The organism is Pseudomonas oligotrophica, assembly GCF_021726475.1.
Classification (GTDB): Bacteria; Pseudomonadota; Gammaproteobacteria; order Pseudomonadales; family Pseudomonadaceae; genus Stutzerimonas; species Stutzerimonas oligotrophica.
On sequence record NZ_JAKJRU010000005.1, the window covers coordinates 276,480 to 288,985 of the forward strand.

General features: G+C 68.2%; 9 protein-coding genes. 7 read left to right on the forward strand and 2 right to left on the reverse strand.

Features of this window, described 5'->3' with window-relative positions:
• Positions 1 to 57: 57 nt before the first annotated feature.
• Both L3N39_RS12660 and L3N39_RS12665 read right to left on the reverse strand, forming a co-directional pair.
• The gene (locus L3N39_RS12660; RefSeq protein WP_237257691.1) at positions 58 to 1,038 is read right to left on the reverse strand and encodes a tripartite tricarboxylate transporter substrate binding protein; all 981 of its coding nucleotides are present in this window, start codon (positions 1,036 to 1,038) and stop codon (positions 58 to 60) included.
• A gap of 29 nt (positions 1,039 to 1,067) precedes the next feature.
• A complete protein-coding gene (locus L3N39_RS12665; protein WP_237257692.1) occupies positions 1,068 to 2,459 on the reverse strand; it encodes an enolase C-terminal domain-like protein in 1,392 nt (463 codons plus the stop codon).
• A gap of 438 nt (positions 2,460 to 2,897) precedes the next feature.
• On the opposite strand from L3N39_RS12665, the gene kdgD reads away from it, so the two are divergent.
• From kdgD to L3N39_RS12700, 7 genes are all read left to right on the forward strand, one after another.
• Entirely contained in the window at positions 2,898 to 3,809 is a 912-nt protein-coding gene (gene kdgD / locus L3N39_RS12670; protein WP_237257693.1) for a 5-dehydro-4-deoxyglucarate dehydratase, read from the forward strand.
• A gap of 94 nt (positions 3,810 to 3,903) precedes the next feature.
• On the forward strand, positions 3,904 to 5,340 hold the full coding sequence (locus L3N39_RS12675; RefSeq protein WP_237257694.1) for an aldehyde dehydrogenase family protein: 1,437 nt from the start codon (positions 3,904 to 3,906) through the stop codon (positions 5,338 to 5,340).
• A gap of 93 nt (positions 5,341 to 5,433) precedes the next feature.
• Positions 5,434 to 6,774 carry a glucarate dehydratase gene (gene gudD, locus L3N39_RS12680; protein ID WP_053527167.1) on the forward strand — a complete coding sequence of 447 codons (1,341 nt, stop codon included), beginning with the start codon at positions 5,434 to 5,436 and terminating at the stop codon, positions 6,772 to 6,774.
• A gap of 134 nt (positions 6,775 to 6,908) precedes the next feature.
• Entirely contained in the window at positions 6,909 to 8,462 is a 1,554-nt protein-coding gene (gene garD / locus L3N39_RS12685; protein WP_237257835.1) for a galactarate dehydratase, read from the forward strand.
• 11 nt (positions 8,463 to 8,473) lie between these two features.
• Positions 8,474 to 9,883, forward strand: coding sequence for an FAD-binding oxidoreductase (locus L3N39_RS12690; RefSeq protein WP_237257695.1), 1,410 nt, complete (start codon positions 8,474 to 8,476; stop codon positions 9,881 to 9,883).
• A gap of 23 nt (positions 9,884 to 9,906) precedes the next feature.
• On the forward strand, positions 9,907 to 10,836 hold the full coding sequence (locus L3N39_RS12695) for a 2-hydroxyacid dehydrogenase (RefSeq protein WP_237257696.1): 930 nt from the start codon (positions 9,907 to 9,909) through the stop codon (positions 10,834 to 10,836).
• Positions 10,837 to 11,501: 665 nt separating this feature from the next.
• Positions 11,502 to 12,386, forward strand: coding sequence for an aldose 1-epimerase (locus tag L3N39_RS12700; protein ID WP_237257697.1), 885 nt, complete (start codon positions 11,502 to 11,504; stop codon positions 12,384 to 12,386).
• Positions 12,387 to 12,506 lie beyond the last annotated feature (120 nt).

Here is a 12,506-nt window from a genome sequence, read left to right on the forward strand (position 1 = left end):
CGTACGCGAAGAGAAGCGGCCAGCCGGCTCGTGCGGCCGGCTGGCGTTGCGTCGGGTTTATTTCTTGGCCTGACGCAGCTCGTCTCTGAACTGCATGAAGTCTTCGCGGGTCTTGGCCAGGATCTGCTTGGCCTCGTCGGTGCCGTAGTAGGCCACCGGCTGCTTGAACTTCTTCAGGTCCTCGGCGTACTCGGGGATTTCGGTGATCTGCTTCATCACGTCGGCCATCTTCTTCACGATGGCCGGGTCGGTGCCCTTCGGGAAGGCCACGACGTAGGGCTTGTCCATGGTGATGTCCAGGCCCTGCTCCTTGAGCGTCGGCACGTCACCGAGCATGGCGTTGCGCTCGGTGTTGGGCTGGCCGAGGGCGACCATCTGCCCGCCGCTGACGTAGTCCTGCACCGAGCCGTAGGTGATCGCGCCCAGGTCCAGGCGACCGCCGAGCATGCCCACCACGCGGTCGGAGACGGTGCCGCCGTCGACCATCTTCAGCTTGGCGCCGGTGAGCTTCTCCAGCATCAGGCCCTGGATGTGCGAGAAGCTACCCATCTCGGTGCCATAGGTGATGCTGCCCGGCTTGGCCTTCGACTTGTCGATCAGGTCCTGCATGCTGGTCACGCCGGACTGCTTGGAGGCGACGAACACCGTGCTCTTGTCGACGCCGGCGATGCAGGACACGTCGAAGGTCTCGTAGCTGTCCTCGGTGAGGCCGGCAACCTCGTTGACGATCAGCTGGCCCGGGTGGGTGAAGAGGATGGTGTTGCCATCGGCCGCCGCGCCCTTGACCTGCTCGGCTGCAAGGGTGCCGCCGCCGCCGGCGATGTTGGTCACCACCATGCTCTTGCCGGTGATCTGGTTGAAGTACTTGGCCATGGTGCGGGCATTGAAGTCGGTGTCGCCACCAGGGTTGGCGATCACCACCACCTGCACGGGGCGGGTCGGCCATTTCACCTCGGCGGCCATCGTGGTGGTTGCAGCGGCGAGACCGGCGATGCCGACGAGGGCGGAAAGGAGGGAGGCGCGGAATATTGTTTTCATTGGAGTTCTCCGGTTTGGGGCTTGCGGGTTCAGGTATTGCGGCCGAGGCTGGGTTTCTTCGGGTCGTAGGTCCAGCCAGGCACCAGGTAGCGCATCGCCATGGCGTCGTCGCGGGCGCCGCTGGCGACCTGCTTGTACAACTCGTGGGCGGCCATGATCCGGTCCATGTCCGGCTCGATGCCCAGGCCCGGGCGCTCGGGCACGCGGACCTGGCCGCCGACGATCTGCAGTGGCTCGCGGGTCAGGCGCTCCTGGCCCTCCTGCCAGATCCAGTGGGTGTCGATGGCGGTGATGCGCCCCGGTGCGGCAGCTGCGGCGTGGGTGAACATGGCCAGCGAGACATCGAAGTGGTTGTTCGAGTGCGAGCCCCAGGTCAGGCCGAACTGCTCGCACATCTGTGCCAGGCGCACCGAGCCCTGCATGGTCCAGAAGTGCGGGTCGGCCAGCGGGATGTCCACCGATTCCAGGCGCAGCGAGTGGCCCATCTGCCGCCAGTCGGTGGCGACCATGTTGGTGGCGGTGGGAATGCCGGTGGCGCGCTTGAACTCGGCCATGATCTCGCGGCCGGAATAGCCGTTTTCCGGGCCGCAGGGGTCCTCGGCGTAGGCCAGCAGGTGGCCCTGGCCCTTGCACAGGGCGATGGCTTCGTCCAGCGACCAGGCGCCGTTGGGGTCGAGGGTGACGCGGGCATCGGGGAAGCGCGCCTTGATCGCGGCGATCGCCTGCATCTCCTCCGCGCCGCGCATCACGCCGCCCTTGAGCTTGAAGTCGGCGAAGCCGTAGCGCGCATGGGCGGCCTCGGCCAGACGGGCGATCGCATCAGGGGTCAGCGCCTGCTGATGGCGCAGGTGGTACCAATCCTCACCGGTGCTGGCCAGATAGGGCAGGTCGGTGCGCTGGCGATCGCCTATATAGAAGAGGTAGGCCAGCATCGGCACCGCGTCACGTTGCTGACCGCTGCCCAGCAGCTCGGCCACCGGCACCTGCAGGTGCTGGCCGAGCAGATCGAGCAGCGCGGCCTCGACCGCGGTGATCACGTTGTCCAGGCGCAGGTTGATCTCGTGCGGCTGGCGCAGCACGGCGGCCTCGGCTTCGGAGGTCACCTCGTGGCGGGTCGCCGGCGGGGTGCCGGCGGCATTGCCGGCAATGGCATTCCGCAGACGGTTGAGTGTGCGGTTGTAGAGGCCGATCGGCTGGTCGATGACCAGCGGCCGGCAGCGCTCCAGTGCCTGGCGGATGCCTTCGCCACCGGGTACTTCGCCGATGCCGGTGTTGCCGGCATCGTCGGTGAGCAGTACCAGGTTGCGGGTGAAGTAGGGAGCGTGGGCACCGCATAGGTTGAGCAACATGCTGTCGTGGCCGGCCACCGGGATGACCTGCATGCTCTGGACGCGGGGCGTTGCAGCGGGTTGCTGGCTCATCGCGCCTGGCCTCCGTTGCCGGCAGCCAGGTTCGGCGCGTCGAAGGGCCGGGCTGCGCGGCAGCCGTGGGCATCATCGGCAGCCGGCGGCTGCGCAGGGGTCGGGCGGTAGCGGAACATGTCCGGGGCCTCGCTTTGTTGTTGTGGTTATAGGTCGTCGTACGACATTGGCGATTTTTTACAGCCCGACTCGGCAGCTGTCAAACGAAATCGTCATCGTCATTCAGGACCGCAGGCGGCCGCCTGCCGAGCCGATCCGGCGGGCGCACACAGTTAATGCGCGCAACCGGTCGAGTGGAGCGGAGCAAGCTTTCATTCAGCTTTCAGGACGCGGAAAAATCGCAGCGAAAAAACGGTTGGACTATTCGTAGTTGTACGATAACGTATCTCAAGGCTGATGCCCGCGATCCTCCTCAACACCTACCCAGGATGTCGAATAATGAATCCACAAGAATTGAAGGCCATCCTTTCCTCCGGCCTGCTGTCGTTCCCGGTCACCGATTTCAACGCGCAGGGTGATTTCGACCGCGCCGGCTACGTCAAGCGCCTGGAGTGGCTCGGGCCGTACGGCGCCTCGGCGCTGTTCGCCGCCGGTGGCACTGGCGAGTTCTTCTCGCTGGAGCCGCGCGAGTACAGCGAGATCATCAAGACCGCCGTCGATACCTGCGATGGCACGGTGCCGATCCTCGCCGGCGTCGGCGGGCCGACCCGCCTGGCCATCCAGATGGCCCAGGAGGCCGAGCGCCTGGGGGCCAAGGGCCTGCTGCTGCTGCCGCACTACCTCACCGAAGCCAGCCAGGAGGGCGTTGCCCGGCACGTCGAGGAGGTCTGCAAGTCGGTGAACATCGGCGTGGTGGTCTACAACCGCAACGTCTGCCGCCTGACCGCGCCGCTGCTCGAACGGCTCGCCGAGCGCTGCCCGAACCTGATCGGCTACAAGGACGGCCTGGGCGACCTCGAGCTGATGGTGTCGATCCGTCGCCGCCTCGGCGACCGTTTCAGCTACCTCGGCGGCCTGCCGACCGCGGAAGTCTATGCCGCGGCCTACAAGGCACTGGGCGTGCCGGTGTATTCCTCGGCGGTGTTCAACTTCATTCCGAAGACCGCCATGGATTTCTACAAGGCCATCGCCCGTGACGATCATGAGACCGTCGGCAAGCTGATCGATGACTTCTTCCTGCCGTACCTGGACATCCGCAACCGCTGCAAGGGCTATGCGGTCAGCATCGTCAAGGCCGGCGCCCGCATCGCCGGTCACGACGCCGGCCCGGTGCGCGCGCCGCTGACCGAGCTCAAGCCCGACGAGTACGAGCGCCTGGCGGTGCTGATCGAGGCCCAGGGCGCGCAGTAAGCGCATGGGGGCCGCGGCCGTCCATACCGCGGCGCCCGCCATTCGCCGTCATCGGTGCGCATGGCGCACCCTACGACCCGTGACAGGAGAGACCATGAGCAAGCGCTACGACAACTACATCGACGGCCAGTGGGTCGCCTCGGATCGCTACCAGGCCAACGTCAACCCCTCCGACCTGTCGGACTTGATCGGCGAATACGCCCAGGCCGATGCCGCCCAGGTCGAGCAGGCCATCGCCGCCGCCCGCCGCGCCTTCCCGGCCTGGGCCAGCTTCGGCATCCAGGCGCGCGCCGATGCGCTGGAAAAGGTCGGCCTGGAAATCCTCGCCCGCCGCGAAGAGCTCGGCACGCTGCTGGCCCGCGAGGAGGGCAAGACCCTGCCGGAAGCCATCGGCGAAGTCGCCCGTGCCGGCAATATCTTCAAGTTCTTCGCCGGCGAGTGCCTGCGCCAGGCTGGCGAGACGCTGCAGTCGGTGCGCCCCGGAGTCGGCGTCGAGGTCACCCGCGAACCGCTGGGCGTGATCGGCCTGATCACCCCCTGGAACTTCCCCATCGCCATCCCCGCCTGGAAGATCGCTCCGGCGCTGGCCTTCGGCAACTGCGTGGTGATCAAACCGGCCGATCTGGTACCGGGCTGCGCCTGGGCCATCGCCGAGATCATCTCCCGGGCGGGCTTCCCGGCCGGCGTGTTCAATCTGGTGATGGGCCGCGGTCGTGAAGTCGGTGAGGCCATCGTCAATGCCAAGGATGTCGACGCCGTGAGCTTCACCGGTTCGGTTGGTGTCGGTCGCGGTATCGCCCAGGCCTGCGTGGCGCGAGGCGCCAAGGTGCAGCTGGAAATGGGCGGCAAGAACCCGCAGATCGTGCTGGACGATGCCGACCTCAACGTTGCCGTCGAGCTGTGCACCCAGAGCGCGTTTTATTCGACCGGCCAGCGCTGTACGGCGTCGAGCCGCATCATCGTCACCGAAGGCATCTACGACCGCTTCGTCGAGGCGATGGTCGAGCGTATCAAGAAGATCAAGGTCGGCCCGGCGCTGGAGCAGGGCGTCGACGTCGGCCCCGTGGTGTCCGAGGCGCAGCTGGAGCAGGACCTGCGCTACATCGAGATCGGCAAGCAGGAGGGCGCGCGCCTGGCCTGCGGCGGCGAGCGGGTCAAATGTGGCACCGAGGGCTACTTCCTGGCGCCGACGCTGTTCGTCGACAGCAACCCGAGCATGCGCATCAGCCGCGAGGAAATCTTCGGCCCGGTGGCCAACGTGGTGAAGGTCAAGGATTACGACGAGGCGCTGGCCATGGCCAACGACACCGAGTTCGGCCTGTCCGCCGGTATCTGCACCACCTCGCTGAAATACGCCAACCACTTCAAGCGCCACGCCCAGGCCGGCATGGTGATGATCAACCTGCCCACCGCCGGGGTGGATTACCACGTGCCGTTCGGCGGTCGCAAAGGCTCGTCCTATGGCCCGCGCGAACAGGGTCGCTACGCCCAGGAGTTCTACACCACGGTGAAGACCACCTACATCGGCTGATGTTGAAAGCCGGCCGAAAGGTCCGGCAGCAAGACTGCGTCACGGCGCCCCCGGTGGGCGTCGCATCCCCACAAGAACAACAGAGGGACACCCATGACCACCGCCATGTCGGGCACGCCCCGCATCACCGAACTCACCGTCGTGCCCGTCGCCGGGCAGGACAGCATGCTGATGAACCTCAGCGGCGCCCATGGGCCCTGGTTCACCCGCAACATCCTCATCCTCAAGGACAGCGCCGGCCACGTCGGCGTCGGCGAAGTGCCGGGCGGCGAAGCCATCCGCCAGACCCTCGACGATGCCCGCGCCCTGCTGGTCGGCGAACCGATCGGCCAGTACAACGCGCTGCTCGGCAAGGTGCGCCGCGCCTTCGCCGACCGTGACGCCGGCGGCCGCGGCCTGCAGACCTTCGACCTGCGCATCGCCATTCACGCCGTCACCGCGCTGGAGTCGGCGCTGCTCGACCTGCTCGGCCAGCACCTCGAGGTGCCGGTCGCCGCCCTGCTCGGCGAAGGCCAGCAGCGTGACGAAGTGGAAATGCTTGGCTACTTGTTCTTCGTCGGCGATCGCAACAGGACCGACCTCGGCTACCGCGACGAATCCAACTCCGACGACGCCTGGTTTCGCGTGCGCAACGAGGAGGCCATGACACCGGAGCGCATCGTCCGCCAGGCCGAGGCGGCCTACGAGCGCTACGGCTTCAAGGACTTCAAGCTCAAGGGCGGCGTGCTGCGCGGCGAAGAGGAAGTCGAGGCGATCCGCGCCCTGGCCCAGCGCTTCCCCGACGCCCGCGTGACCCTGGACCCCAACGGCGCCTGGTCGTTGGACGAAGCCATCGGCCTGTGTCGCGACCTGCATGGCGTGCTGGCCTATGCCGAAGACCCCTGCGGTGCCGAGAACGGCTATTCCGGTCGTGAAGTGATGGCCGAGTTCCGCCGCGCCACCGGCCTGCCCACCGCGACCAACATGATCGCCACCGACTGGCGACAGATGAGTCACGCGGTGTGCCTGCACTCGGTGGATATCCCGCTGGCCGACCCGCACTTCTGGACCATGGCCGGCTCGGTGCGCGTGGCGCAGATGTGCGCCGACTTCGGCCTGACCTGGGGCTCGCACTCGAACAACCACTTCGACATCTCCCTGGCGATGTTCACCCACGTGGCGGCCGCCGCGCCGGGTCGCGTCACCGCCATCGACACCCACTGGATCTGGCAGGACGGCCAGCACCTGACCCGTGAGCCGCTGAAGATCGTCGGCGGCAAGGTCGCGGTGCCGCAGAAGCCGGGGCTGGGCGTCGAGCTGGACTGGGATGCCCTGGAGCAGGCGCATGCCCACTACCAGGAGAAAGGGCTGGGTGCCCGCGATGACGCCATCGCCATGCAGTACCTGATCCCCAACTGGACCTTCAACAACAAGAAGCCGTGCATGGTGCGCTGAGGCGCGCTCGCCAGGCGGGCTCCGGTGGACGGCTTCGGCCGTCCGCCGTCCGAGGTCGGCCATGCATGGCATCCTCGGCGATCGCCGAACAGAACAATAACCGGACCCCAACCGGAGCAGACATGAGCGAAACCGTGCAACTGATTCCCCACCAGAATTCCCCGCGCTGCATCCGCCTGAACGAGGCGGACAACGTCGCCGTGGTGGTCAATGACGGCGGCGTGCCGGTCGGTGCGCAGTTCGAGGGCGGGCTGGTCACGGTCGAGGCCGTTCCGCAGAGCCACAAGGTCGCGCTGGTGGACATCGGTGAAGGCGAGCCGGTGCGCCGCTACGGACAGATCATCGGTTATGCCCTCGAACCCCTGCGCCGTGGCAGCTGGGTCAAGGAAACCCAGTTGCGGATGCCCAGCGCACCGCCGCTGGACAGCCTGCCGCGCGCCACCGCCGTGCCGGCCGGGCTCGACCCGCTCGAGGGCTACACCTTCGACGGGTACCGCAACGCCGACGGCACCGTTGGCACGCGCAACATCCTCGGCATCAGCACCACGGTGCAGTGCGTCACCGGCGTGTTGGAGCATGCAGTCAAGCGCATCCGCGACGAGCTGCTGCCCAGATACCCGAACGTCGACGACGTGGTCGCCCTGACCCACAGCTACGGCTGCGGCGTGGCGATCAACGCCCGCGACGCCTACATCCCCATCCGCACCGTGCGCAACCTGGCGCGCAACCCGAACCTCGGCGGCGAAGCGCTGGTCATCAGTCTCGGCTGCGAGAAACTGCAGGCCGAGCAGGTGATGCACGAGGGCGATCCCTCGGTGGACCTGCGCGACCCCTGGCTGTACCGCCTGCAGGAGTCGAACAGCGGCTTCGGCGAGATGATCGAGCAGATCATGGCGCTGGCCGAAACGCGGCTGAAGAAGCTCGACCAGCGCCGCCGCGAAACGGTGCCGGCCAGCGAGCTGATCCTCGGCATGCAGTGCGGCGGCAGCGACGCCTTCTCCGGCATTACCGCCAACCCGGCGCTGGGCTATGCGGCCGACCTGCTGGTGCGTGCCGGGGCCACGGTGATGTTCTCGGAGAACACCGAGGTGCGCGATGCGGTGTACATGTTGACTGCCCGCGCTGAAACGCCGGAGGTCGCCGATGCGCTGATCGCCGAGATGGACTGGTACGACCGCTACCTGGAGCGCGGCGCCGCCGATCGCAGCGCCAACACCACGCCGGGCAACAAGAAGGGCGGGTTGTCGAACATCGTCGAGAAGTCCCTGGGTTCCATCGTCAAATCCGGCAGCGGCGCCATCAACGGCGTGCTCGGGCCGGGCGAGCGGGTCGAGCGAAAGGGCCTGATCTTCTGCGCCACCCCGGCGTCCGACTTCGTCTGCGGCACGCTGCAGCTGGCGGCCGGGATGAACCTGCACGTGTTCACCACCGGCCGCGGTACGCCCTACGGCCTGGCCATGGCGCCAGTGGTCAAGGTGGCGACGCGCACCGAACTGGCCGAGCGCTGGCCTGACCTGATCGATATCGACGCCGGGCGCATCGCCACCGGCCGCGCGAGCATCGAGGAACTCGGCTGGGAACTGTTCCACTACTACCTGGACGTCGCCAGCGGCCGCCGCAAGACCTGGGCCGAACGGCACCGCCTGCACAATGACCTGGTGCTGTTCAACCCGGCGCCCATCACCTGAAGGAGACGGCCGTGGACGACGCACTGCTCCAGCGCCTGCACGCCGTGCTCGGTGATGCCGGCCTGCTGCGCGACCCGCAGCGCATGGCGCCCTATCTCAGCGACTGGCGCAACGCCTACCGCGGCAAGGCCGCGGCGGTACTGCGCCCGGCCAGTACCGACGAGGTCGCCGCGGCGGTGCGCCTGTGCCAGCAGGCCGGCGTGGCGCTGGTGCCGCAGGGCGGCAATACCGGCCTGTGCGGTGGCTCGATCCCCGATGCCTCGGGCGAGCAGCTGGTGCTGTCGCTGACGCGCATGCAGCGCATCCGCGAGCTGGACGTGCACAACGACACCGTCACCGTCGAGGCCGGGGTGATTCTCGCCCGGCTGCAGCAAGCCGCCGCCGAGGCCGGCCGGCTGTTCCCGCTGTCGCTGGGCGCCGAAGGCAGCTGCACGGTCGGCGGCAACCTGGCGACCAATGCCGGCGGCACCGCCGTGCTGCGCTACGGCAACATGCGCGAGCTGACCCTTGGCCTCGAGGTGGTGCTGCCGGACGGGCAGATCTGGAACGGCCTGCGCGGGCTGCGCAAGGACAACACCGGCTACGACCTCAAGCAGCTGTTCATCGGTGCGGAGGGCACGCTGGGCATCATCACCGCGGCGGTGCTCAAGCTCTATCCGGCGATCCGCAGGCGGGCCACCGCCTGGGCGGCGCTGGCCGATGCCGAGTCGGCGGTGGCGCTGCTCGGCACCCTGCGCGGGTACTGCGGTGAGCGCCTGAGTGGCTTCGAGCTGATGTCGCGGCAGAGCCTCGACTTCGTGCTGCGTCATCAACCCGGCAGCGTCGATCCGTTCGATACGGCCTATCCGTGGTACCTGCTGGTCGAGCTGAGCGACCCGGCCGCCGCTGCCGCCCTCGACGAGACATTGCAGGTCGCGCTGGGCGAGGGCGTCGAACTGGGGCTGCTGCAGGACGCGGTGATCGCTTCCAGCCAGGCCCAGGCCGCCGCGCTCTGGCGGCTGCGCGAGGGCATATCCGAGGCGCAGAACCATGAGGGGCCGAGCCTCAAGCACGATATCAGCGTGCCCATCAGCAGCATCCCGGCGTTCATCGCCGGCACCGGCGCCCGGTTGCAGGAGGCGCTGCCCGGCGTGCGGATCGTCTGCTACGGGCATGTCGGCGACGGCAACCTGCACTACAACCTGAGCAAGCCGCCGGGCATGAAGGATGCCGCTTTCCTGGCGCAGGCGCCGCAGCTGACCGGGCAGGTGTTCGACGCCACGCTGGCGCTGAACGGCAGCATCAGCGCCGAGCACGGCCTCGGCCAGGCCAAGCGCGAAGCCGCCCGGCACTACAAGAACCCGCTCGAACAGACGCTGATGCGCGCACTCAAAGACACCTTGGACCCCAAGGGGCTGATGAACCCGGGCAAGGTGCTGTGAACCGGCTCAGCGAGGAGAACACCATGGCTTATCTGCTGCAGGTCGCGCCGCTGTCGGCGCGGCTCGATCATGAACTGGCCAGCCGCTACGACATCCTGCCGCTGTGGCAGGCCGAAGCCGCCGCGCGCCTGGATGAGGTGGCCGAAGCGATCGAAGTGGTGGTCACCGGTTCGCGCTTCGGCTGCTCGGCCGAGCTGATGGCACGGCTGCCGGCGCTCAAGTCCATCGTCAGCTTCGGCGTCGGCTACGACCCCATCGACGTGCCGGCGGCGCAGGCCCGTGGCATCGCCATCAGCAACACGCCGGAGGTGCTCAACGACTGTGTCGCCGACCTCGCCATGGGGCTGATCATCGACGGCCGCCGGCAGCTGAGCCGCGCCGATCGCTTCGTCCGTGCCGGCGGCTGGCTGAACGGCAACCTGCCGCTGGCGCGCCGGGTCACCGGCAGCCGTCTCGGCATTCTCGGGCTCGGCCGCATCGGCCTGGCGGTGGCCCGCCGCGCCGAGGGCTTCGCCATGCCGGTGCGTTACCACAACCGTCGGCCGCTCACCGACTGCCCCTACGAATATGCCGGCAGCCTGGTGGAGCTGGCGCGCTGGGCCGACGTGCTGCTGCTGACCTGTGTTGGCGGTCCTCAGACCCGCGGCCTGGTGGACCGCGACGTGCTCGACGCGCTTGGTCCGGAAGGGCTGCTGGTGAATGTCGCGCGTGGTTCCGTGGTGGACGAGCCGGCGCTGGTCGAGGCGCTGCAGGCCGGCCGCCTCGGCGGCGCGGCGCTGGACGTGTTCGCCCAGGAACCCAAGGTACCCGAGGCGCTGCTGGGCATGGACAACGTGGTCCTGCTGCCGCACATCGGCAGTGCCACCCGGGAAACCCGCGGTGCAATGGAGGACCTGGTGCTGGCCAATCTGCAGCGCTGGCTCGCCGAGGGGCAGCTGGTGACGCCGGTCTGATTGCCGGGGCCCGTCTTGGCGCCGGCCCCTTGTGGAGCGGACTTGACCGTGAACGCCTGCGCGAGCGATTCGCGGTCGAGACCGCTCCCACGCGCCTGCGGTGCGCTGGAGGGGAGCTGTAGGGTGGATGGCCGAAGCCATCCACCGCAGGCACTGCGCGGTGGAAAAGCGCTGTGCGCGTTTTCCACCCTACGGCTGACGCCAGACCTGTGGGAGCGGTCTTGACCGCGAAACCCTGCGCGACCGATTCCCGGTCGAGACCGCTCCCACGCGCCCGCGGTGCACTGGAGGGGAGCTGTAGGGTGGATGGCCGAAGCCATCCACCGCAGGCGCTGCGCGGTGGAAAAGCACTGCGCGCGTTTTCCACCCTACGGCTGACGCCAGACCTGTGGCAGCGGTCTTGACCGCGAAACCCGGCGCGACCCCATTCGCGGTCGAGACCGATCCCACGCGCCCGGTGCGCTGGAGGAGAGCTGTAGGGTGGATGGCCGAAGCCATCCACCGGCGGCGCTGCGCGGTGGAAAACCGCTGTGCGCGTTTTCCACCCTACGGCTGACGCCAGACCTGGTGGGCGGTCTTGACCGCGAAACCCTGCGCGGCCCCATTCGCGGTCGAGACCGCTCCCACGAAAAGGTGTGCGGACTCGCCATCGACGAGGAGACGACATGCTTGCGTTCGACGAGCTCTACCTTGCCCGTAACGGTTTCCAGCTCGCGGTGTGCCCGGCGCTGGGCGGGGCGATCACCCGTTTCGCCTTCGAGGGCTTCGATCTGCTGCGGCCCTGGGATGGCGGCGAGCAGGTGCGGCGCACGGGCTGCTTCGTGCTGGCGCCTTATTCCAACCGGGTCGCCGCGGGTCGCTTCGACTTCGACGGCACCTCGCATCGGCTGCGGCGCAACTCGGCCGATCACGCCTTGCCGATCCATGGTGTGGCCTGGAAGCGGGCCTGGCAGCTGGACGAGCAGGGTGCCGATCACCTTCTGCTGAGCCTGGCGCACGAGCCGAGCCAGGGCGAGAACGCCGCGGACTGGCCGTTCGCCTTCCACCTCAGCCAGCGGCTGCAGCTGCTGGACGATGGCCTGGCGCTGGAACTCAAGCTGCACAACCGCGACAGCCGGCCGATGCCGGCGGGGCTCGGCTGGCACCCGTACTTTGCGCGGCATGCCGGTGTCGAGCTGCAGTTCGCCGCCGAGGCGGTCTGGCTGGCCGACGAGCAGCAGCTGCCGCTGCGCCAGGCGGCGATTCCGGCTGGCTGGGATTTCAGCCAGTTGCGCGCCGTGGACGAGCCGGGGCTGGACAACAATTTCGCCGGCTGGAATGGCCAGGCCCGGCTCCGCTGGCCGGCACAGCGGCTGAGCCTGGCGATCGAGGCGGGCCCCGGGCTGCAGTATCTGGTCGTCTACACCCCGCCGGTGGCCCAGGGCCTCATCGCCGTGGAGCCGGTGTCGCACGCCAATGGCGCGCTCAACCGGGGTGGTGAAGGGCTGGAGATCCTCGCGCCGGGGCAGGTGATGATCCGCGAATGCCGGCTGCGTGTGCGGCGCGCCTGATTGCACCGACGCAAGACCGTGGGTTCGGCGCAGATGGCTGCTGCATGGCACGGGGTGCTGCGAACGACACCCGCAAAAAGGCCCGTCCGGGGACGGGCCAAGGCGCGAGACTGCAACCGA

Bases quoted from the DNA above. Each gene is read 5' to 3' on its own strand.
- L3N39_RS12660 (WP_237257691.1), bottom strand. From the start codon at position 1,038: ATGAAAACAATATTCCGCGCCTCCCTCCTTTCCGCCCTCGTCGGCATC.
- L3N39_RS12665 (WP_237257692.1), bottom strand. From the start codon at position 2,459: ATGAGCCAGCAACCCGCTGCAACGCCCCGCGTCCAGAGCATGCAGGTC.
- kdgD (WP_237257693.1), top strand. From the start codon at position 2,898: ATGAATCCACAAGAATTGAAGGCCATCCTTTCCTCCGGCCTGCTGTCG.
- L3N39_RS12675 (WP_237257694.1), top strand. From the start codon at position 3,904: ATGAGCAAGCGCTACGACAACTACATCGACGGCCAGTGGGTCGCCTCG.
- gudD (WP_053527167.1), top strand. From the start codon at position 5,434: ATGACCACCGCCATGTCGGGCACGCCCCGCATCACCGAACTCACCGTC.
- L3N39_RS12695 (WP_237257696.1), top strand. From the start codon at position 9,907: ATGGCTTATCTGCTGCAGGTCGCGCCGCTGTCGGCGCGGCTCGATCAT.
- L3N39_RS12700 (WP_237257697.1), top strand. From the start codon at position 11,502: ATGCTTGCGTTCGACGAGCTCTACCTTGCCCGTAACGGTTTCCAGCTC.